The organism is Sphaerimonospora cavernae (genome assembly GCF_042435035.1).
GTDB lineage: Bacteria > Actinomycetota > Actinomycetes > Streptosporangiales > Streptosporangiaceae > Sphaerimonospora > Sphaerimonospora cavernae.
The window spans coordinates 1-20,517 of record NZ_JBHMQT010000056.1 but is presented as its reverse complement, the minus strand read 5'-3'; the positions used below and the strand labels follow the sequence as shown (position 1 = coordinate 20,517).

Annotated in this window: 17 protein-coding genes and 2 pseudogenes; 8 read left to right on the top strand and 11 right to left on the bottom strand. The window is 67.4% G+C overall.

Annotated features, from left to right (window positions below; all coding sequences use genetic code 11):
* Nucleotides 1-132: 132 nt before the first annotated feature.
* The gene (locus ACFHYQ_RS24870; RefSeq protein WP_394303548.1) at nucleotides 133-945 is read left to right on the top strand and encodes a methyltransferase domain-containing protein; all 813 of its coding nucleotides are present in this window, start codon (nucleotides 133-135) and stop codon (nucleotides 943-945) included.
* Nucleotides 946-1,061: 116 nt separating this feature from the next.
* On the opposite strand, the gene ACFHYQ_RS24865 is transcribed toward ACFHYQ_RS24870, so the two are convergent.
* A complete protein-coding gene (locus tag ACFHYQ_RS24865) occupies nucleotides 1,062-1,295 on the bottom strand; it encodes a hypothetical protein (RefSeq protein WP_394303547.1) in 234 nt (77 codons plus the stop codon).
* A gap of 516 nt (nucleotides 1,296-1,811) precedes the next feature.
* Here ACFHYQ_RS24865 and ACFHYQ_RS24860 point away from each other — a divergent pair.
* Nucleotides 1,812-3,011 (top strand): hypothetical protein, encoded by a 1,200-nt coding sequence (locus tag ACFHYQ_RS24860; protein ID WP_394303546.1) that lies wholly within the window; start codon nucleotides 1,812-1,814, stop codon nucleotides 3,009-3,011.
* Between the two features lie 118 nt (nucleotides 3,012-3,129).
* Here the strand turns inward: ACFHYQ_RS24860 and ACFHYQ_RS24855 are convergent, their stop codons facing one another.
* On the bottom strand, nucleotides 3,130-3,531 hold the full coding sequence (locus ACFHYQ_RS24855; protein ID WP_394303545.1) for an ArsR/SmtB family transcription factor: 402 nt from the start codon (nucleotides 3,529-3,531) through the stop codon (nucleotides 3,130-3,132).
* 77 nt (nucleotides 3,532-3,608) lie between these two features.
* On the opposite strand from ACFHYQ_RS24855, the gene ACFHYQ_RS24850 reads away from it, so the two are divergent.
* From ACFHYQ_RS24850 to ACFHYQ_RS24840, 3 genes are all read left to right on the top strand, one after another.
* Complete coding sequence (locus tag ACFHYQ_RS24850) at nucleotides 3,609-4,658, top strand: flavin-containing monooxygenase (RefSeq protein ID WP_394303544.1); 1,050 nt, start codon at nucleotides 3,609-3,611, stop codon at nucleotides 4,656-4,658.
* 124 nt (nucleotides 4,659-4,782) lie between these two features.
* Nucleotides 4,783-6,183 (top strand): FAD-dependent oxidoreductase, encoded by a 1,401-nt coding sequence (locus ACFHYQ_RS24845; protein ID WP_394303543.1) that lies wholly within the window; start codon nucleotides 4,783-4,785, stop codon nucleotides 6,181-6,183.
* 140 nt (nucleotides 6,184-6,323) lie between these two features.
* Nucleotides 6,324-6,707 carry an ArsR/SmtB family transcription factor gene (locus ACFHYQ_RS24840; RefSeq protein WP_394303542.1) on the top strand — a complete coding sequence of 128 codons (384 nt, stop codon included), beginning with the start codon at nucleotides 6,324-6,326 and terminating at the stop codon, nucleotides 6,705-6,707.
* Nucleotides 6,708-6,752: 45 nt separating this feature from the next.
* On the opposite strand, the gene ACFHYQ_RS24835 is transcribed toward ACFHYQ_RS24840, so the two are convergent.
* The gene (locus ACFHYQ_RS24835; protein WP_394303541.1) at nucleotides 6,753-7,112 is read right to left on the bottom strand and encodes an ArsR/SmtB family transcription factor; all 360 of its coding nucleotides are present in this window, start codon (nucleotides 7,110-7,112) and stop codon (nucleotides 6,753-6,755) included.
* Here ACFHYQ_RS24835 and ACFHYQ_RS24830 point away from each other — a divergent pair.
* A pseudogene (locus ACFHYQ_RS24830) lies at nucleotides 7,018-7,362 on the top strand (hypothetical protein); the annotation flags it as partial. The gene ACFHYQ_RS24835 and the pseudogene ACFHYQ_RS24830 overlap by 95 nt on opposite strands.
* Before the next feature lie 96 nt (nucleotides 7,363-7,458).
* Here ACFHYQ_RS24830 and ACFHYQ_RS24825 read toward each other — a convergent pair.
* From ACFHYQ_RS24825 to ACFHYQ_RS24810, 4 genes and pseudogenes are all read right to left on the bottom strand, one after another.
* Nucleotides 7,459-7,605 (bottom strand): annotated as a pseudogene (locus ACFHYQ_RS24825) (molybdopterin dinucleotide binding domain-containing protein); the annotation flags it as partial.
* 121 nt (nucleotides 7,606-7,726) lie between these two features.
* Nucleotides 7,727-9,709 (bottom strand): Hsp70 family protein, encoded by a 1,983-nt coding sequence (locus tag ACFHYQ_RS24820; RefSeq protein ID WP_394303540.1) that lies wholly within the window; start codon nucleotides 9,707-9,709, stop codon nucleotides 7,727-7,729.
* A gap of 2 nt (nucleotides 9,710-9,711) precedes the next feature.
* On the bottom strand, nucleotides 9,712-10,377 hold the full coding sequence (locus tag ACFHYQ_RS24815; protein ID WP_394303539.1) for a type 2 periplasmic-binding domain-containing protein: 666 nt from the start codon (nucleotides 10,375-10,377) through the stop codon (nucleotides 9,712-9,714).
* A gap of 111 nt (nucleotides 10,378-10,488) precedes the next feature.
* Nucleotides 10,489-12,123: a hypothetical protein gene (locus ACFHYQ_RS24810; protein WP_394303538.1), complete on the bottom strand. Its 1,635-nt coding sequence runs from the start codon at nucleotides 12,121-12,123 to the stop codon at nucleotides 10,489-10,491.
* A gap of 111 nt (nucleotides 12,124-12,234) precedes the next feature.
* On the opposite strand from ACFHYQ_RS24810, the gene ACFHYQ_RS24805 reads away from it, so the two are divergent.
* A complete protein-coding gene (locus ACFHYQ_RS24805) occupies nucleotides 12,235-13,860 on the top strand; it encodes an N-6 DNA methylase (RefSeq protein WP_394303537.1) in 1,626 nt (541 codons plus the stop codon).
* A 344-nt stretch (nucleotides 13,861-14,204) separates the two neighbouring features.
* On the opposite strand, the gene ACFHYQ_RS24800 is transcribed toward ACFHYQ_RS24805, so the two are convergent.
* From ACFHYQ_RS24800 to ACFHYQ_RS24790, 3 genes are all read right to left on the bottom strand, one after another.
* Nucleotides 14,205-14,639 carry a hypothetical protein gene (locus ACFHYQ_RS24800; protein WP_394303536.1) on the bottom strand — a complete coding sequence of 145 codons (435 nt, stop codon included), beginning with the start codon at nucleotides 14,637-14,639 and terminating at the stop codon, nucleotides 14,205-14,207.
* Nucleotides 14,640-15,142: 503 nt separating this feature from the next.
* Entirely contained in the window at nucleotides 15,143-16,561 is a 1,419-nt protein-coding gene (gene pntB / locus ACFHYQ_RS24795; protein ID WP_394303535.1) for a Re/Si-specific NAD(P)(+) transhydrogenase subunit beta, read from the bottom strand.
* Between the two features lie 4 nt (nucleotides 16,562-16,565).
* Nucleotides 16,566-18,098: a Re/Si-specific NAD(P)(+) transhydrogenase subunit alpha gene (locus ACFHYQ_RS24790; protein ID WP_394303534.1), complete on the bottom strand. Its 1,533-nt coding sequence runs from the start codon at nucleotides 18,096-18,098 to the stop codon at nucleotides 16,566-16,568.
* Nucleotides 18,099-18,629: 531 nt separating this feature from the next.
* On the opposite strand from ACFHYQ_RS24790, the gene ACFHYQ_RS24785 reads away from it, so the two are divergent.
* Nucleotides 18,630-19,331, top strand: a complete 702-nt coding sequence (locus ACFHYQ_RS24785) for a thermonuclease family protein (RefSeq protein ID WP_394303533.1) — start codon at nucleotides 18,630-18,632, stop codon at nucleotides 19,329-19,331.
* A gap of 32 nt (nucleotides 19,332-19,363) precedes the next feature.
* Here the strand turns inward: ACFHYQ_RS24785 and ACFHYQ_RS24780 are convergent, their stop codons facing one another.
* Nucleotides 19,364-20,161, bottom strand: a complete 798-nt coding sequence (locus ACFHYQ_RS24780) for an NAD-dependent epimerase/dehydratase family protein (protein WP_394303532.1) — start codon at nucleotides 20,159-20,161, stop codon at nucleotides 19,364-19,366.
* Nucleotides 20,162-20,517: the final 356 nt, after the last annotated feature.

The following is a 20,517-nucleotide window of genomic DNA, read 5'->3' as shown; positions in this document are numbered from 1 at the left end:
GAGGTCCGGGTGCGGAGGCCGGCGATGCGTGGCTGCCGTTCACGTCCGACTTCCCAGCGTTGACCGCCTAGTTTGTCTCATATATCAATACCTAATTGCTCGAATAGCGAGACGTGTGTCAGTGTTGGCAGCATGGCACGTGAATCCGCCGTGTACACCCACGGCCACCATGAGTCCGTCCTGCGCTCCCACCGCTGGCGCACCGCCGCCAACTCCGCGGCGTACCTGCTCGAGGAGTTGAAGCCGCACATGCGGATCCTGGACATCGGATGCGGCCCGGGTACGATCACCGCGGACCTGGCCGAACTGGTGCCCGAGGGCGAGGTCGTCGGGGTCGACGTGGAGCCCGGCGTCCTGGAACAGGCCCGCCGCGAGGTCGGCGGACGCGGCCTGACCAACGTCCGGTTCGAGACCGCCGACGTCCACGCGCTCGGCTATCCGGACGATTCCTTCGGCGTCGTGCACGCCCACCAGGTGCTGCAGCACGTCGCGGACCCGGTGGGGGCGCTGCGCGAGATGCGCCGGGTGTGTGAACCGGGCGGGGTCGTCGCGGCACGCGACAGCGACTACGCCGGGATGGTCTGGTACCCCCGCGTGCCCGGACTGGACGACTGGCTCGATCTCTACCACCGCGTCGCCCGCGCCAACGGCGGGGAGCCCGACGCCGGACGGCGGCTGCGCTCCTGGGCCCGGCGGGCGGGCTTCACCGAGATCAGGTCCTCCTCGGCCACCTGGTGTTACACCACTCCAGAGGATCGGGCCTGGTGGAGCGGGCTGTGGGCGGACCGCACCCTCCAGTCCTCCTACGCGCGGCTGGCCGTGGAGGGCGGGCACGCCACTCTGGAGGATCTGCGGCGGATCGCGGACGCCTGGCGGGAGTGGGGCGCCCATGAGGACGGCTGGTTCGGCGTCCTGCACGGAGAGATCCTCTGCCGCCCTTCGTAAGGGCCCGCGCCTACCGGCCATGGGAAAGACGAGACGCCCGCCCCTCCGATGGGGGAGGGGCGGGTATCAGGCTGGGTGGCTAGGGCCGGTCGTAGACGGTCAGGCCGGCCTGCTACTTAGTACCAGCCGTCCCATCCGCAGAAGGTGCCGCAGTGGCCGGCGACGTAGATGTTCCAGGTGATGTCGTCCAAGTCCGAGTCGCCGTAGCCCCCGTAACCGTAGGCGCCGGCCCCACCCCATTCCGTGGGGGCGGTCGTCGCGCTTGCCGCCGTGGCGCTTGTGGCTAGAGCGCCACCGGCAAGCGCGGTGCTGAGTGCGAGTCCGGCGATGACCTTATTGAGCTTGGGCATTATGTGTCCCCCTCGAAGGATCATTTGCCTAATTTGCCAAAGATCTCACTCGATGACCGTTAGGTGGTCATCACCCCGCGATTTACTACATTTCCGGATCGAATGAGCGATAAACGGTGCTCTGCGTTTTTTGATGCCATCTTATTCACATAAGAGCCTTTGTATGCCATTTATGGCGGATTTGTTCCCTAATGTCCGATTATCGGGTCCCCGTCCGGGCGGCAGAAGGCGGCGGTCGCATGGGAAGCGGCTGCCAGAGAAGGGCACCACGGTCGACGGTGGCGGTGATGCGCCGGCAAGACGACGAACGCCCGCTCTCTCCCGTCCGGGAGGGCGGGCGTCGACGCGCTCGGCTCGAGTCAGGCTTCCAGGTCATCCTTGCTGAGGCCTACCTGCTCGCCGGTGGGGGAAGCCGAGGCGGACGGCACCTCCGGTAGAGATCTTGACAGCCTGCTCCGCCTGCCATTTTCGGAAATATGTGATCTTTAAGGGAGTTGGCGACGTAGATTCGGGCGCATGGCGACTTCGGGTGGGGTGCGAGGGGCCGGGAGGCGGTCGCCGTACCGGCTGAGGCTCAGACGCGGTGTCCTGCTGACCGGCGTCCTGCTGCTCGCGGCGCTCTCGCTCGGCGTGGTGGCGCCTCCGCCCGTCGCCCCCGGGCTTGTCACGGTGCCGACGCCGCGCCTGGGTGTCGACGGGTGTCCCGTGGAGCTGCTCGACGGCCGGGGGTTCACCGACCTGCCGGGCCCGCTGGTGCCCGATGGCGGCGCGGTCTCGGTGACCCTGTGTGAGCTGATCAAAAAATGGCCCGCACAGGGCGGACAGCCGTCGCCGCCGGCGCCGGGTGAGCCGCGCACGCTCACCACGCGGGTGTCCGAGATGGTCGCCCTGATCAACGCGCTGCCCACCCGGGAAGAGGAGGCGGACCGGATCCGGACGCGGGGTACGGCCAGGGCCCTCCCGGCCGACTTCGGTTTCGTCTGCACCGATGTCGGCTACGGACAGGAGTTCTCGTTCGCGGTGCGCTACGCCGACGGCTCGTCCGCGCTCGTCGTCCTCGACCGCAACTGCGGCACCGCGCGCTCGGCGGGCAGGACCAGGTTCATGCACGGCACCGAACCGATCGACGCCTTCCTCGGCTTCTATCGGGAGCAGCTTCTCGCCACCGGGAAGGCCACCGGGAAGACGGTCGCGACGCCCGCCTGCGCCGCCGGGCTGACGGTGCGCGAGGCGGACGACCGCGAGCTCCCCGAGCTGCCGCGGGACGACGCCGCGCGCAATCGCGGCGGCTCGGACGGCGACTATCTGCCCAGCCCGCTCGCGGCGGTGACCGCCTGCCGTTACCAGCGGCACGGGGACCGGCTCCACCTGCGCGGCCGGTGGACGACCAGGGCGGGGCTCGAACCGATCCGCGACCTGCTCAACGCCGCGACCAGATACGAGACGGTGACCGACGAGAACGGCGGGATAACCGACATCAGCCACAGCCGCTGCGGCATAGCCGGGTCCACGTCCGCCCAGATCCGCCGGATGGACGTGGTCTGGGTCGCCGACCTGACCGGCGCGGTCGTGGAGATCAGGGTCTGGCGTTCTCCCTGCCAGGCCGTCTTCCGGGGACCGGGGGGCATGGTGCCCAAGCCCGCGCTGCTCGCCCGGCTCGACACCTGGCTGGGAGGCCGGCCCACCGCCGGAGGAGGCGAGCGCGGCGTTCGTTGAGGATCTGTACGGCAGGCCTGATCCGCCGTTCTCCACGCGCTCCGCGTGGATCAGGTTGTTACCCGCGGCGCGCGGGATGCCGTCCAGCCAGCGTACGGGCCTCGGCGCCGTGGGGGTGTCAGCAGCAGAAGCGCAGGTAGTCCCGCAGGTCGGTGAGCATGCGCGTGACACGTTCGCGGTCGCCGCGATACAGCACTTCCTTGCCGTCGCGGCGGGAGGTGACGATGCCGCCGCGGCGCAGGAGGGCGAGTTGCTGGGATGCGGTGGACTGGCCGATGCCGGCGCGTTCGGCGACCTGGCCGACCGACAACTCGGCACCGCGTGCGAACAGCAGCAAGATCTGCTGGCGGCTCGGGCTGGCCAGGGCCTTGAGGAAGTCATGGACGGCCTGGCTGAGATCCGGCACGGTGCCCATGTCGCCGCTGACGCAGGCCGTCCCGGTAGCCGGCGGTTCGCCGGGGGCGTCGCTTTCCGCGGGGCTGACGGTGTCGGGCGCTGGGTGCGTGCTGGTTTCGGCCATCTCACATCCTCCTCACGCGCACTCTACTGCCCGCATCGACATATTGACATATTAGAAGTTGACGATATGTTTCCCGCATGACTTCTCACAGGGACTCCGTGGTCATCGTCGGGGGCGGGCAGTCGGGCCTGGCCGCGGCGCACGCCGCGCTGCGGGCAGGACTGCACCCGCTGGTGCTGGAGGCGTCCGATCGGGCGGTCGGGTCCTGGCCGCATTATTACGACAGCCTGAAGCTGTTCTCGCCCGCCCGCTACAGCTCCCTGCCAGGCCTGGCCTTCGGTGGTGACGGCGAGCGATATCCGCACCGGGATGAGGTGGTCGACTACCTTGAGCGTTACGCCGCCGGCCTGGTCGGGCGCGGTGCCGAGATCCGTACCGGTGCCCGGGTGACGGTGGTGGAGGCATCGGTCGAGGGCGGTTTTTCCGTACGGCTGGCTGGTGGTGAGGCGCTGTCCGCACGTGTCCTGATCGCGGCCAGCGGTTCCTTCGCCCGCCCGCACCGGCCGGCGCTGCCGGGCCTGGACGGCTTCACCGGGCAGGTCCTGCACGCCGCCGACTACCGTTCCCCGGCATCGCTGTCCGGTGAGCGTGTCGTGGTGGTCGGCGCGGGCAACTCCGCGATCCAGATCGCCTACGAACTTGGCGCTCACGCACGTGTCACCCTGGCCAGCCGCGCCCCGATCCGGTTCGTGGCACAGCGTCCGCTCGGGCGGGACCTGCACTTCTGGCTCCGCCTGACCCGATTCGACCGGCTTCCCCTGCACCGCGCTGATCGCCCGCCGACCGTGCCCGTGCTCGATGACGGCCGCTACCGTCAGGCCTTGCGCCAGGGACGGTTCGACCGCCGCCCGATGTTCACCCGCCTGGAGGGCGACCACGTCGAATGGGCCGACGGGCGCCGTGAGCGCGTCGGCGCGGTGCTGCTGGCCACCGGCTACCGCCCCAACCTGGACTACTTGACCGGTCTCGGCGCGCTCACGGACGACGGACGGCCCCGGCAGCGCGGGGGGCTGTCGGGCACACACGCGGGGCTCGGCTACCTCGGGTTGGAATGGCAACGCGCGCCCTCCTCAAACACCCTGCGGGGCGTCGGAGTCGACGCCCGCCACCTGCTTGGCAAGCTATGAAGGCTGATTAGATGCAATTCTAATTTGACAGTTCTCTAATTCAGGAGCATCCTGCTACGTAGCTACTTAGATAGATATAAAAACAGGCGCGGGTCCCATCCCCGTGATCACAAGGAGAACCGTCATGAGCGGATGCTGCGGACCTGCCACCGTCGAGCTCGAGCCGAGCGTGCGGGCGGCACGCCTGGAATCACTGCCGGTCGTGGTGATCGGCGCGGGCCCGGTGGGACTGGCCGCCGCCGCGCATCTGGCCGAGCGCGACCTGGACTTCCTCGTCCTGGAGTCGGGGGAGCGAGCCGGGACGTCGGTCGCGCGATGGGGGCACGTACGGGTGTTCAGCCCGTGGAAGTACGACATCGACGCCGCGGCCCGCCGTCTGCTTCAGGCCGCCGACTGGACCGAGCCCGACCCCGAGTGGCTGCCCACCGGCGCCGAGCTCGTCGAGGACTACCTCGCGCCGCTGGCCGCGCTCATGGGTGAGCGGCTGCGCATCGGCGCACGGGTGAGCGCGATCAGCCGCCTGGGCTACGACCGGGTCCGCACCGCCGGCCGGGAACAGGCGCCGTTCCTGATCCGCCTATCTGACGGCCGGGAGCTGTACGCGCGTGCGGTCATCGACGCCTCCGGCACCTACGCCAGCCCGAACGTGCTGGGCGCCAGCGGCCTGCCGGCGTACGGCGAGCAGGCCGCCGCCGAGGTGATCGACCACGCCCTGCCCGACGTGCTCGGTGTCGACAGAGAACGCTATGAGGGCAAGCACACCCTGGTCGTCGGTGCGGGCCATTCGGCCGCCACCACGTTGCTCGCGCTGGCCCAGCTGGACGACACCACCATCACCTGGGCGATCCGCGCGGACGGTGCCGCCCGCACCTACGGCGGCGGCGAGGCGGACGCGCTGCCGGCCCGTGGCGCGCTGGGCACCCGCCTGCACGCCCTGGTCGAGTCCGGCCGCATCCGTCTGCTGACCGGTTTCTTCACCCACGCCGTCGAGCGGGACGGCGAGCGGGTGCGGGTGGTCGGCCGGGACCCCTCCGGCGTCGAGCGGAGCGTGACCGTCGACCGGATCGTCGCCGCCACCGGATACCGGCCCGACCACTCCATCACCGCCGAGCTGCGCCTGGACCTGGACCCTATCCTCGGCTCCACGCGCGCGCTGGCTCCACTGATCGACCCGAACATGCACTCCTGCGGCACCGCCCCCGCGCACGGCGTGGACGAACTGGCCCACCCCGAGCCCGGCTACTACGCGATCGGCGTCAAGAGCTACGGCCGCGCCCCGACCTTCCTCATGGCGACCGGCTATGAGCAGGCGCGTTCGGTGGTCGCGGCGCTGGCCGGCGACTGGGAGGCGGCCCGCGACGTCCAGCTCGACCTCCCCGAGACCGGCGTGTGCTCCTCCAGCCTGGCCGAGGCACAGCAAGAGCGCATCGGCCTGGCCACCGGCATCGGCGGCGGCCTGCTGTCGACGCCGCTGCCGCTGGTCGGCGTCTCCGCCTCCACCAAGGGCGGCGGCTGCTGCGGTTGAGCCGTTTCTGCCGGAAGGGTGAGGGTTTCCCCCACGGTTGGCGGATCGTCGCCGCGTGGGTCGTCACCCGGACCATCGGCTATGGCGTGCCGGTCTGGCGACGGGTTGCTCCAAACTTAGATGGAAGTCAATATAGAGGCATGTCGAACAACGGTCCGAACGCAGACGGCCTGACCGCCTCGCCTTCCGGGGCATGCTGCACGCCTCTGGCGTCCGTATCGTTGGACCCCGCCGCTGCCGCCGACATGGCGAAGATGTTCAAAGCCATGGGAGATCCGGTCCGGTTGCGGTTGCTGTCGCTGATCGCCGCTCATCCGCAGGGGGAGGTGTGCGTGTGCGATCTGACCGACCTTTTCGACGTGGCTCCTCCCACGATCTCCTATCACCTGAAGTTGCTGCGCGAGGCGGGGCTGGTCGATCACGAGCGCCGGGGAACGTGGGTTTACTACCGGCCGATGCGTGACCGCCTTTACCGGCTTTCCGCTCTGCTGGCCGCACCGGACCTCACCGGCACCCCGAAGTGAGACGCGGTCAGGGGACCGCCTGCGCGGACACGTTCACCACCGCGCTCAGTCGTTCCAGCGCGGAGGGTACGACCAGTAGAACACCCATGTGCCTCGTCGTTCACAGTCGATGAGACCGGCACTGCGCAGCACCCTCAGGTGGTGTGAGATCGTCGGGCCGGTCAGGTCGAAGGCCGAGGAAAGGGTGTTCACATATGCTTCTCCTCTCGGATGGGATGCGATCAATGACAGCAGTCGCACCCGCACGGGATCGGATAACGCCTTGAACGCCGCCGCCACCTCTGCCGCCTGATCGACGTCCACCGGTGCCGTGGCGAGCGGTGGACAGCAGATCACCGTTCGTGGGCGTCCTTGCTTCGACACCCGCCACGCCCATGTCGACCATCTCAGGGAGCTCCTGAGCATCGCCGCGAGCTCGGGCGTGCCCGCCGTATGGATCCATGCGATCACGGACGGCCGTGACGTCGGCGACGGTACCGCCGCGGGATATCTCGACCTGGTCGAGAAATTCGCAGCCGAGGCGGGAGCCGGCCGCATCGCGACGGTGATCGGCCGCGGGTGCGCGCTCGACAAGAGCGGAGACCTGGAGCTGACCGGTGCGGCCATGCGGGCGATCGCGGACGGAGCGGGGGTCGGCGTCGCGCGGGCGCGGGACGCTCTCGACGGGCAGCGCAGTGACGTGTGGGTGCCGCCCAACGCGGATTCCGCTGTCCAGCAGCGCCGTACCGGTGACAGAACCGCGCGGGCTCTCCACGATCACCGTGTCGCCGTCGGCGATGCCGAGTTCGCGCGCGGTGCTGGGATGGATCTGTACCAGCCGGATCCCGTTCAGGCGCTCACCGGTCGGAGTCCAGTGAGTGACGGAGGCGAAGTGCGCCACGCTCGGCCGGCCGGTCATCCCCATGAGGGGATATTCGGCGTGGACGGCCCCGGAGCGCGGGCGGGATTGTGGTTTGCGACGGTCTGAGCGGCCGGAGTTGGCATTGCGTCAAGCGATCCGGCCGCCAGGCAAGTTGGGATCAGGAGCTTGATCGGGGTCGGACCGGTGTTCGCGGGGGGAAGAGCCAGTGGTTGCCGGCAGGCGTTGCACCGAGCACACGGTCTTTGTCCAACAGAAACGGGAACTCGGCCTGCAGTTCCTGGTAGCTGTCGTTCGTGACGATGACGCTGCCAGTCTCGTCCGCAAACATGACCACCATTCGGTCCCCTTTGCCGTGCGTCCCGGCTGGAGTCGTATGGACGATCTTCTGGCGGATCGCGTCATCCAGGACCTTCTGCTCGCCAGGAGGCAACTGGTGGCGCAGGGTCGCGTCGACGAAGACGGTCACATCCGCCCCGGGGAACTTCGTGTGCAGCGCCTGTACGCCGCTGAGAAGCTGGTCGAGGCTTGGGATATCCCCTTTCCTGCGGTCCCGGCCATGCCAGGCGAGGTTGGAACCGTCCACTACGAATGACTTCGCCGCGGCCGGTGTGAGCTGGGGCAGGGAAGCGCCCGAAGGAGTCAGCCTGTCCAAAGCGCTCATTCTGCGCCGGATCTCCTCGACGGGCAGGGTGTCGCCGCTGGTGAAGTCTCTGATCTCCTCGTCGAGGAGGACCTCGCCGGTCTCGTCGAGAGTGCCTTTGACGTGCAGTAGTCCGTCCACTGTGTAGGTGTAGCGCAGGTTGAAGATGGCTTTCTCGCGGGGCAACCGCCTGGGGTACTTCAGCACGAGCTTGGTGAGCTGAAAGTTTTCGGGGTCGTCGAGCGACTTGGCAGGATCGGCCTCCCACACGGGGACAGTGAGCTGGACACGCCCATCGTCGATCGGTGTGTACTTCTTCTCCTCGATGGCGGGCAGCGGGGTGTGCTGGTCGATGATCGCGCTGAAGACCTTCTCACCAGTGTGCTGGTTCGTCGTGGCCGTACCGAGCGCGAACATCGAGGAGACGCGCAGGTAGCTGTCGATCTTTCCGTCCAGGATGGCGGCGGCGATCGCGGCACCTCGCGCGACGGCGGTCATGGGGTGGCAGATGGCGGACGGTACGACCTCGTCGTCCATCAGCCGTTCCACCGCATTGCGGACGGACGGAAGCTGACTGGTTCCCCCGATCATGAGTACACCATCGATCTCGTCGGGGTGCATGCCGAGCTCATTGAGGCACTGCCGGGCCGGCTGGAGTGCCTGTTCCACCAGGTCGGCGATCTCCCGTTCGAACTCGTCCCGGGTCACCTGGACCAGCTTGCCGTTGCCCGGGAAGCGAGCTACCGCCGAGGTCTCCCTGGAGAGGCGGATCTTGGTTCGTTCGACGATGAGGTCGAGTTCTCGGCTCTCCAGTTCCGAAAGGACGGGGTGGCCCGGGAGTTTGCGGAGGAGTAGTTTGCGGAGGCGCTTGTCGAGCTCTATACCGCCGAGCTGGGTGATGCCCTTGGAAGCGAGCTCCTCGAAGTGGCCGTCGATGTGCTCCAGGATGGTTACGTCGATGGTGCCGCCACCCCAGTCGAAGACCATGATGCGGCCCTCTTCCTGCATGTCGTACATGTAGGAGAGCGCGGCGGCGGTGGGTTCATTCAGCAGGGCCTTGACCTGGATGCCCGCTGCTTGGGCGGCGGTACGGGTGCGGTAGCGCGCGGCTCCGCGGGCATTGGCGGGAACCGTGATCACTGCACTGTCGAAGCTGCGAAGGAGGTTGTGCTCGGCGCGCTCGCGCATGGCGCGGAAGACGCCGGCTGCGGCCACACTCGCAGGAACCGATGCATCGCGCAGTCGGATGCTCTCGTCGTTGCGGAGCATGCGCTTGCATGCTTCGAAGACCCGGTTGGAACGGAGCTTGGCTTCCCAGCCGAACAGAGCACCGAGCCGGGTGGAGCTCTCACCCACGATGGTGGGGAAGATGCCCTGGAACTCCTCGTAGAGCCAGTCCGAGTCGATGTTGTCGGTATCGAGCTGGAGCACCTCGGCCTCATCACCGTTCCACTGGGCGACCACCGAGTTCGTTGTGCCGAAGTCGATGCCCGTCGCCATGATCAGCTACCTCCAGCAGAGGAATCGTCGAGTGCGCTTGCCGGGTCGTCGGTGTGGCGTAGCTGCCCGCTCCGCACGATCTTGTGTGTGACCGCATCTACGTAGGCGGGTCTTACCAAGGCCAGATAGGGGCCGTCGGTCGGCGAATTCATGGTGGCGAAGCACTCCGAGCGTTCGACCGGAGAGGCGATGCGCTTGAGGCCCGCCACTGCGAACCACTCATCGACGAGCAGCCGGATGCCCCCAAGGTCCGTGGCTTCCCGTAGGTGTGAGTCCAGCTCGGCGAGGTGGGCAAGGTGAAGTCTCCGGCTGCCGAATGCTTCGAGTACGGCCTGCCGGAGTCCTTCCACGAGCTCCCGCTGTGTGAGGCTGTCGGCCGCAGGCTGCGGCGAGGTGGAAAGGAGGTTGGTTGCCTCCTGGAGGAATCCCTCCAGGATCTTGGCGGGATCCAGGTGCCTGTAGTCGGAGATCAAGGAGTTCAGCCGGACGGTCATCTCCTTACGGATCTCATCAGTGATTTCTGCCCGAACCTCCGCCTCGATTGACTGCCGGACCTCGGCCTTCAGGGCCTCCCGGACATGTCTTTGAACCGTCTTCCCCAGGCTCGAGGACAGCTGGTCGAGCTGTTCGCCGACTGCGGTCTGGAGATCGGCGATCGCCTCCTTCACCTCAGAAGGCCGGCTGCCGGCTCCGGAATCGGGCGTCCACGAAGGTCGGGAGCGGTTACCGCGGTTACCACCACTGCCTGCGGGCTTGTTGTAATTCTTCGCCATCAATGATCATTTCTCTTGTGGAGGTTCGCGGAACTCGGCCAGCAGTTCTCCCGCGGCTCGCTCGCGTAGAGAAAGCAAGTCGTCGCCGCCGGCTGCCGGCGTACGCCGGGAGAGTGGCTGTGCGGGAGGAAGGATCGCGGCGGACCGCCGGTCTGTCGGGGGAAGGAAGATGTCCTCGCTCAGCGGTACGACGAAGAACTGCGTCTCGCTGGTGGCTTTCCTGATCCGGCGCTCGGCCCTGTTGACGGCGGCTTCCTCTTCGGTGTCTCCGCGGACGATCCGGAGCAGCGTGCGGTACTGATCCTTCCAGTCCGGGTCGCCGTGGGCCAGCCCGAGGGCGAGGTAGGGATTCTGCCAGTCCTCGCGGTCGTTGACGAGGGTCTCGCGTCGCTTACGGACAAGGGTCAGATTCCGCGCCGCGACCTCGTCGCACGCGACGTCTCTGTCCGAGAGCAGCTTGACGGCCAGGTCCAGTTCGTTGTGCTGCTGCGCGAGGTAGGCGCCCATGTTGTGGATCTCGGCGAAGGTGGATCTGTCGAGCATCCACTCACCGTTTTCGTCCACGGCGGCCGCCGCTTCCATGAGCTTCTCGACCTGCGTGGTGGCCTTTTTGAAGTTGCCCACAAGGATGTACCGATAGCAGAGAAAGAGACCCCGCCAGGTATGGAACTCGCTGCGCTTGGCCTCGACCGTCTCGGTCGGCGTCCACAGGGCGGCGAGGGCACCCCACAGGCTGTGGTCGTCAACCAGTCGCTGTGGCCACCGCCCGACCTGGGCCCCGTGTTGAATCTGATCCAACAGCGCCTGCTGCTCCGCGGGCACCATGCTGCGAAGCCGCACATCGACATCCCCCCGCCACAACCCGGCGAGCAAGGCGTACACGTCGTCCCCGGCCAGGTCGCGGCCCTCCAGGAAGGCGTGGCGCCGCTCCATCTCCTGCCACTGGATCTGGCGTGCTTCGTTCTCGGTGATGGTCTCCGGCGCCAGCCGGGCTCGTACGTAGATCTGTTCGTCGGGGTTCCGCCTGAGCCGCCACGGCTGCTCGGCCCTACCGACCAACCCGAGATCGATCAGGTCGTCCAGGACGGGGAGGGGAACCTGCGTGATGAATTTGTTGATCTCGCTCCGCGTGACTTTGACCGGATGCCCGAGCGCGGCGAGGTAACAGCGCCAGTCGGTGCCGCCGTCGAGAAGCTCCTGGGGGAGGGGCTTCACGGTACCCGCCCTGGGGAGATCCATGACCATCAGTTGCGCCCGCACTGCACCGCGGGCACTCAGCCAGGGCATACCCGACTGAACCAGGCTATTCATGGCTTCGATCAGATGCAGCGGAGCGAGCGACCTCAGAAGGCCGCGCACTGCGGCAGGCAGCTCCGGTCCGGGCACGGACTGGAGCGCCTCCTCGACGATCTCGAGGTCCTGATACGAGGCATTCGGTGATCGGTCAAGCAGAGCGCGGAGCCCCTGCTTGAAGCTTTCAATGGTGTCCCGGCCATGCAACCCGAGACTTTCCCAGGCCATGGCAGCGCGGTCGACGATCCTCCCGTCGGGAGATCGAGCCGCTTTGCGACGTGCGCGATTCTCGCGCCATGTAGCCAGTGCGGCTGCGCGCGATGCGCCATCAGATATGGATTTGTTCATTTGAGGGAGAGTGAAGAAAAGTGGCGGGAGAAACAGAAGAGGGAGTTCGTGTTAACAGTGTCAATGTAGCAGGTGTTGGTCCTTGTGGCTATCCTGTGTACTGTTGTTCTCGTGAACGCAGACTGCCTCGTATCCTCTGCGGAGATCGCGAGGTTGGCGGGAGTGACACGCGCCGCCGTTTCCAACTGGCGCAAGAGGTATGTCGACTTCCCTGAGCCGGCCATGGGCGTCGGTCGCGCCGTCCTGTTCCCACTGGTCGACGTGCGGTCGTGGCTGGAGCGGCACCGCAAGGGCAATGAGGTCTCCGAAGAAGTGCAGCTCTGGCAGGCGCTACGCGCCTCCCATGGCGACGAGATGGTGAGCGGAATCGCTGACGTGGCCGAGTTGCTCGCCGAGGGAAAATCGCCCGTCTTGAGTTCGGACATCCGGTCTCTGCTGGAGCACCTGGCGTCGGACAGCTCTCCTGCTGAAGTCGTCTCCGGGTTGGTCGAGCGCTTCGCCTCCGACCATCGTCTGGCGCGTGCCGTCCGATATTTCGCAGGTGTATCGAGGGGGATGGTCTTCGACCCTGCGTGTGGTGTCGGCTCCTTGTTGCTCTCGTTCGCGGATTCGCCGGACATCATTCTCGCCGGGCAGGAGGCCGACCCTGAGGCCGTGAGGCTGGCCAGGGCGCGGGCGAAACTTGCCGGTCACGTCGATGTCATGGTGAAGATCGGTGACTCCCTGCGAGGTGATCAGTGGTCGGGGCTGGCCGCAGATCTCGTGGTGTGCCAGCCACCGCCCGCCGGCTCAACCGACTGGGGGCGGGAAGACCTGTTGCTCGACGCTCGCTGGGAGTTCGGCATCCCCACCCGGGCGGAGGCCGAGCTGGCCTGGCTCCAGCACTGTTACGCCCACCTCGCCCCGGGCGGGAAACTGGTGCTCGTTGTGTCACCCTCGGCGGCCTACCGTACGGCAGGCCGCCGCATACGCGCCGAGATTGTCCGGCGTGGCATCCTCACCCAGGTGGTCGGCCTGCCGCCCGGCATGGTCGCCGCCCATTCGCAGCCCGTGCACCTGTGGTTCCTCACCCGATCGGCTGCGCCTGTGACCGCCGTACGGATGATCGACCTGACGGAGAACGACCGCGATGGTCCTCTCGATCCCGCACCACGCCAGGTCGTGGACGTTCCGCTGATCGAGTTGCTCGATGAGGCGGTCGATCTGACTCCCGCTCACCATGTCGCCGCACTGCGCAAAGACTACGTCGCCGAGCTCAGGTCGGCTCGCGAGGACCTGGTCGTACGGCTCCACGACCTGCTGGACCTGCTGGACCTGCTGCCCTCGGTGGCCGAGGGACCTGGTGTCCTCGGCGCCTCCCTCCGGATCGCGGACTTGGTCCGGGCCGGACTGATCGACCTCGCAGACGGCCGGCCCACCTCCGTTGGCGATCAGCTGGACACCGACTTCCTGTGCGGATTCCTGCGCAGCACGGTGAACGCCCGCCGCTCCACGAGCGCGAGTGGCAGCTTCCGCATCGACGCGCGCGGCGCGCGGGTTCCCCAGATGGACATCGCCGACCAACGACTGTACGGCGATGCCTTCCGTGGCCTCGATGCGTTCGAACGCCGCGTCAAGGAGTTCGCGGCCCTGAGCGAGCGCCTCATCGCGCTCGCTCGTGATGGGCTGACCAACGGCAGCCTGCGACCGGATCAGACGGGCAGGAATGGGCTGGGCATCCCGCTCCAGGAGACGTAGAGCGCCTCACAAGCCCGGGTGCACGCGACGAAGAGTCCAGCCCCTTCATCGCATGCATGCTCGCCAGACGCACTCCGTCGACGTTCGCATCGGGGTGGTCCTTCACCCGGACGGCGGGGACGCCGGCGGTGGTCAGCCGGGCGGCCACCTTGTCCAGCAGGAGGTTGAACCGGGTGCATACCGCGATCTCGCTCGGCTGGACACCCTCCGGCCGCGTTGGCGCTGCCCGCTTGACAAAGGTTCCCTCCCAGATACGCATGAGTAATGCGTGGCTCACTAGGGGTCATGAAGTGGAGCCGGGTTAACCTCCGCAGGTGGTGGCCCGGCTTTCGCGTTTCTGCGCATCACCCGGGTTCGCAGCCGACATATGTGAGCACGTCCCCCAGTCCTCGGCTCGCTGGGTCCTCGTCGAGTGCCAGGAGCTTGGCAGTGCTGCTGACGATAACGTCCGCCACCCACAACAGCGGCTCCTTCGAGAACGGCACGTGCCGGTACGCGAAGCGCGCCGGTCGCCCCGCCAATCCACCGAGGACCTTCCGGTCATGCCGGTCCTGGCTCTCCTCTCGCTCGGCCAACACGATCTCGCGGACCTGGCGCGGCAGGTCCTGCGCCAGCCAGGTCAGCGCGCGGGCTCGCACGTCCTCCTGCCGCTTCGGCCGTTCGAAGCGGCAGCCGTACACTCGGGCCGAGATCGGCATGGCGGCGATTTCCTTGATCAGTGCACTCCGGGTCGGCTCGTCCTCCATGGCCCAGTGCGGCGGGCGGGTGGTGGGGATCACCGCGCACAGCCGTTCTCTGACATCGTCCGCGGCTCCTGGGTCTGCCAGGACGAGACCGACCGCGTAAAGGCGGACGCTCGTACTAGCGTGTTTTCAGAAGCTCCACAGGGGTTGGGCCGCCGGCGATCGGCTGATGGAGCCGTGCCCGCGCCTCCACCTCCCCCAACCGCCGGGTTAGATCGGCCATCAAGGTGTGGAGGTACCGACCCTGCCGTCGTAGGGGCTCTACGCGGCCTGACAGATTCCGCGTTCAGTTGAATACGACCGGTAGTCGTCGTTGGCTACGCCCTGTGACCACGGGGATGGCCGAGAGCGCAAGCGCGCGCCCACCATCTGGAGTGATCGTTGCTGTCTGAACAAGATCACGAGATGGCGAGGCGCGCGCCTCCAGCACCAACGCATGCCATCCCTCCCGCAACGCGGCATGCGCCGCGGGAGGGCCGACTCCCGCCCCCGACGATGACCACGGAGTTCGCGTGAGAAGACATGGCGGGAACATAAGGTCAGAGAACGCGGAGGATGTCCTCCACTCGTTCCTTCGCGTCACCGAAGAGCATCGCGCTGTTCTCCCGGAAGAACAGGGGATTCTGCACTCCGGCGTAGCCGGAGGCCATCGAGCGCTTGAACACGATGACGTTGTCGGCCTCCCACACCCTGAGGACGGGCATCCCGGCGATGGGGCTGCCCGGGTCCTCGGTGGCCGCGGGATTGACCGTGTCGTTGGCCCCGATGACCAGCACGACCGAGGTGCTCGCGAAATCGTCGTTGATCTCGTCCATCTCCAGGACGATGTCGTAGGGCACCTTGGCCTCGGCGAGCAGCACGTTCATGTGGCCGGGGAGGCGGCCGGCCACCGGGTGGATGCCGAAGCGGACGTCGACGCCCTTCTCACGCAGCTTGCGGGTGAGTTCGGCGACGCCGTGCTGCGCCTGGGCGACCGCCATGCCGTACCCGGGGGTGATGACGACGGAGTCGGCTGTGGTGAGCAGCTTCGCGACCTCCTCGGCCGTGACCTCCCGGTGCGTGCCGTAGTCGGTGTCGTCGGCGGGCCCGGCCTCGATGCCGAAACCACCGGCGATCACGGAGATGAAGGACCGGTTCATCGCCTTGCACATGATGTAGGAGAGGTAGGCGCCCGAAGAGCCGACGAGTGCGCCGGTGACGATGAGCAGATCGTTCTCGAGCAGGAAACCCGAGGCGGCCGCTGCCCAGCCGGAGTAGCTGTTGAGCATCGACACGACCACCGGCATGTCGCCCCCGCCGATGGAGGCGACCAGGTGCCAGCCCAGCAGCAGGGCGATCACGGTGACGGAGATCAGCAGCCACAGTTGCGGCTCGATCACGAACCATGCCGTGAGTACGCCGAACGCGGCGAGCGCACCGAGGTTGAGGAAGTTCTTGCCCGGCAGCATCAGCGGGTTGGACCTGATCTTGGCGGACAGCTTCAGGTAGGCCACGATCGAGCCGGTGAAGGTCACGGCGCCGATGAAAACGCCGATGAAAACCTCGGCGCTGTGGATGCCGAGCATGTGCTGGGCGCGCAGCAGGCCGGCCTCGGCGTCGCCCGGGTCGGCCTCCACGTGGAGATACCCGTTCCATCCGACGAGCACGGCGGCGAGACCCACGAAACTGTGCAGCAGCGCGATCAGCTCCGGCATGCCGGTCATCTCGACCCTGCTCGCCCGGTGCAGGCCGATCGCGGCGCCGATGAGGACCGCCACGATCAGCAGGGTCAGACCGAGGCCGCTGATGCCCTGATCGACCGCGAGCGCGATGGTCGCCGCCAGCGCCAGGGTCATGCCGGCGATGCCGAACGTGTTGCCGGCCTTGGCGGTCTCGTGTTTGGACAGACCGGCCAGCGCCAGGATGAAGAGCAGCGCGGCGACGATGTAGGCCGCCTGCGCCCCCGTTTCGATGGTCACTGGATCAGCTCCTGGAGAACATGGCGAGCATGCGGCGCGTCACCGCGAAGCCACCGAAGACGTTGATGCCGGCCATCAGGATCGCGACGAACGACAGCACGGTCACGACGTTGTCGCCGTGTCCGAGTTGCAGCAGGGCGCCGACGACGATGATCCCCGAGATCGCGTTCGTCACCGACATCAGCGGTGTGTGCAGAGCGTGGTGCACGTGTCCGATCACGTAGTAGCCGATGACGATCGCCAGCGCGAAGACCGTGAGATGGCCCCGCAGGGCGGCCGGCGACAGCGCCGTGAGCAGGAACAGCGCGGCTGCGCCGACCCCGGCCAGCGCCAACCGCCGGCGCGCCGAGACCGGCCGCTTCTCCTGCGGTTCTGCCGGGGCGGTCGCCGAAGGAGCGGTGCTCGGCGCCGGCGCCGCGGACACCGACACCGGCGGGGGCGGCCAGGTGAGCTCGCCGTCGCGTACGACGGTCATCGAGCGTTGGACGACATCCTCGAAATCCAGAACGAGCCGTCCGTCCCGGTCCGGTGTCATCAGCTTCATCAGGTTCACCAGATTGGTGCCGTACAGCTGAGACGCCTGCGCGGGCAGCCGCCCGGCCAGATCGGTGTAGCCGATGATCGTCACACCGTTGTCGGTGACCACCGCCTCACCCGCGACGGTGCCCTCGACGTTTCCCCCGTTGGCAGCGGCCATGTCGACGATCACGCTGCCCGGCTTCATGCTCGCCACCATCTCGGCGGTGATCAGCCGCGGCGCCGGTTTGCCGGGAATGAGCGCCGTGGTGATGATGATGTCGACGTCCTTGGCCTGCTCGGCGTACAACTGGGCGGCGCGCCGGCTGTAGTCGTCCGACATCTCCTTGGCGTAGCCGGTCGCGGACACCTCCACGTCCGCGGTCTCGATGGCCAGGTACTCGCCGCCCAGCGACTTGACCTGGTCGGCCACCTCCGGCCGCGGGTCCGTCGCCCGCACGATCGCGCCCAGGCTGCCGGCGGTACCGATCGCCGCCAGGCCGGCGACACCCACGCCCGCGACGAGAACCTTGGCCGGCGGGACCTTGCCCGCCGCGGTCACCTGGCCGGTGAAGAACCGGCCGAACACGTGCGCCGCCTCCACAACCGCCCGGTAACCGGCGATGTTGGCCATCGACGACAACACGTCCAGCGACTGCGCCCGCGAGATCCGCGGTACGGCGTCCATCGACAGCGCCGTGATCGGTCGCCGGGAAAGGTCCTCGACCAGACTCGGGTTCAGCCGCGGGTTCAGCATGCTGATCAACGTGGCGCCCCTGGGCAGCCCGTCCAGATGCTCGACCGGCGGCGAGTCGATCGCGAACACGATGTCGGCCGCCAGCGCGTCACCGATCACCGCACCGGCCTTCACGTACGCGTCGTCGGAGAACGAGGCGGCCATACCGGCACCCGGCTCCACCACCACCTGGTAACCCAGCTTGACCAGCTCCACGACAGTGGCAGGCGTCGCCGCCACGCGTGCCTCGCCCGGGCGCGACTCCCCGAGCACGCCGATGATCACTACTAACCTCCGCTGTTCAGGACTGCAGACGATTCGAGATCGTTAATATAAGAAAGTGCACCTGATATCCGTAAGGATGCGTCTGCTAGATCAAATCCGCCACAGAATCGGGTGCACCATGTCCCGGTGAATCGTAGCGATGGGACCATCGGCTCTCTGTCGCCGGGGACCCCAAGAGACTCCTGACCACCGATCACAACATCAGCCTGCCCCAGCCAGTTGTTCACGCCACGGCCCGTCGGCAACGCAACCCATGACTTGGACCGTCGCGGGACGGACCCCGTCAACCTCATCTGCCCGGTCGGGGTCGTCGTGTCGGCATTCGTGCTCGCCTTTGGCACTCTCGGCGGCAAGCCGGGCCTCGTGGGGCTCGCGCTGGGGTCCCTGCTGCTCGACGTCGCGATGCAGCCCGGGATGATTGAGTCTCATAAAAGTTACGGAATCCACGCAATCACCTCATAGACACCTCACCTACCGCGTTTCGATCTACGCTCTCCCCTGTCCCCATCCCCTCCATATCTGGAGTCACAGGTGCGACTCTCCTCCCGGGCACTCGCCGTTCTCGCGTCGTCCGCCGCGCTGGTCACCCCCCTCACGATCGCGACACCCGCCGATGCCGCCGCCCGACCCGCGAAAGTCCCCAAGGGTGCCATCTCGGTGAAGGTCAAGAAGATCGTCGACGGGGACACCATCGACGTCGTCAACAGCAAGGGCAAGACAATGCGGGTGCGCCTCCTGGAGATCGACACCCCCGAGCGGGGTCAGTGCTGGTTCGACGCGGCCACCGCCCGTACTGCGGCCCTGCTGCCGGTCGGGAAGATCGCCTACGTGCTGAAGGACAAGGACCCCAAGGACAGGTACGGGCGGCACCTGTTCTACGTGTGGAACTCCGGCGGCTCGTTCGTGAACCGCGCCCTGGTCCGGTACGGCTACGCCAAGGCCGTGCTGTACCAGCCGAACGACAAGTACATCAAGGTCATGCGTGCCGACGAAGCCAAGGCGCGGTCCGCCAGGCTGCGCATCTGGTCCGGCAAATGCGCCACCAGCACCGGAACCAACCCCCCGACGAACCGGCCGTCCCCGACCCAGCCCCCCTCCTCGGGAACCGACCCCAGGTTCTCGACCTGCGCCGAGGCCAACCGCAACGGATACGGGCCCTACTACCGAGGCAGAGACCCCGAGTACTCCTGGTACCGGGACCGGGACGGCGACGGCATCGTCTGTGAGCGCTGAGCCGCCTCGCCCGTACGGTCCCTGTGACATGACTACTGGCCGAAGGCGTGGCGCAGGGTGTACTCGACAGTGGCGAACTCGCCGCCTTGACACTGGTCGCCGGTGAAGTAGCTCGGCGCGCCAGGGATCCGGTCCGCGTAGGCCTCGGCGTCGTCGAGCGGCTGGTAACCGAGGCGGTCGTCCAGTTCCCAGAACCGGCGGGTGTTCGCGGAGACCGCGTAGGCGGCGGTGAAGGTGATGCCCGGCCGGGTCAGCGCGGCCCAGACGAATCCGGCGCAGTCACGCGGGCTCAGCCAGGTGGCCAGATGCCGCGGCTCGGTCGGCTCGGGTTCGAGGCTGCCGATGCGCAGGCACACCACCTGAAGGCCGAACTTGTCGGCATAGAGGCGCCCCAGAGCCTCCACGGCGACCTTGCTGACGCCGTACAGCCCGTCGGGGCGGGGCGGTATCTCGGCCGAGATCGTCTGCGCGACCGGGTAGCAGCCGCTCAGCCGGTTGCTGCTCGCCAACACCACACGCCTGGTCCCGCTGCGTCGCGCCGCCTCCAGCACGTGGTGGGTGCCCAGCACGTTGCCGTCCAGCAGGTCGGCCAGCGGCGCCTCGTCCGGCACTCCGGCCAGGTGCACGACCGCGTCGGCGCCCTCGATGACGCTCACCACGTCCTCGACAGCGGTCAACCGGACATGGCGGACCTCCTCGTTCGCCCCGCCGGCGATCATCGGCACCTGATCGACCGAGATCAGCCGGCGCAGCCGACCCCGCAAAGCCTCCCTCAGCACCGATCCGACCCGCCCGGCGGCACCGGTGAGAACGACCGTCTCCACTGTCATGACCGAAGCTTCTCACCGGCCACCGACACTTGCGTGGAAAGCCTCTCGGCCGACCATCGCCGACGATCCGCAGCCGGCGGCATCTCACGCTCCTCCGCTCGAGGATGGCAGGTGCCCCGATGTGAGTGCGTCCACCACGGCTCTTACCAGCTGTTCGCCCTTCTCGGCTGCGTGGAGGAGGTGAATCCTCAGCTCTTCCGCGCGCTGGAAAACCGCACCGTAGACCCGTTACTCGGCAAGAGGTGAATGGGCGGCAGCTCCGTGATCGAGCCGCACAAGCCTCTGTGATCGCATCACGGCCGTTCCAAGATCATGACGTGAGGCCGAGAATGGCGAACGGCCTGCTCATGTAGTGG

What these genes read in the sequence shown, in the direction of transcription:
- ACFHYQ_RS24840 (WP_394303542.1), top strand. Translation starts at nt 6,324, where the DNA reads ATGTCGAACAACGGTCCGAACGCAGACGGCCTGACCGCCTCGCCTTCC.
- ACFHYQ_RS24845 (WP_394303543.1), top strand. Translation starts at nt 4,783, where the DNA reads ATGAGCGGATGCTGCGGACCTGCCACCGTCGAGCTCGAGCCGAGCGTG.
- ACFHYQ_RS24850 (WP_394303544.1), top strand. Translation starts at nt 3,609, where the DNA reads ATGACTTCTCACAGGGACTCCGTGGTCATCGTCGGGGGCGGGCAGTCG.
- ACFHYQ_RS24865 (WP_394303547.1), bottom strand. Translation starts at nt 1,295, where the DNA reads ATGCCCAAGCTCAATAAGGTCATCGCCGGACTCGCACTCAGCACCGCG.
- ACFHYQ_RS24820 (WP_394303540.1), bottom strand. Translation starts at nt 9,709, where the DNA reads ATGGCGACGGGCATCGACTTCGGCACAACGAACTCGGTGGTCGCCCAG.
- ACFHYQ_RS24780 (WP_394303532.1), bottom strand. Translation starts at nt 20,161, where the DNA reads ATGACAGTGGAGACGGTCGTTCTCACCGGTGCCGCCGGGCGGGTCGGA.
- ACFHYQ_RS24870 (WP_394303548.1), top strand. Translation starts at nt 133, where the DNA reads ATGGCACGTGAATCCGCCGTGTACACCCACGGCCACCATGAGTCCGTC.
- ACFHYQ_RS24855 (WP_394303545.1), bottom strand. Translation starts at nt 3,531, where the DNA reads ATGGCCGAAACCAGCACGCACCCAGCGCCCGACACCGTCAGCCCCGCG.
- ACFHYQ_RS24810 (WP_394303538.1), bottom strand. Translation starts at nt 12,123, where the DNA reads ATGAACAAATCCATATCTGATGGCGCATCGCGCGCAGCCGCACTGGCT.
- ACFHYQ_RS24860 (WP_394303546.1), top strand. Translation starts at nt 1,812, where the DNA reads ATGGCGACTTCGGGTGGGGTGCGAGGGGCCGGGAGGCGGTCGCCGTAC.
- ACFHYQ_RS24835 (WP_394303541.1), bottom strand. Translation starts at nt 7,112, where the DNA reads ATGCTCAGGAGCTCCCTGAGATGGTCGACATGGGCGTGGCGGGTGTCG.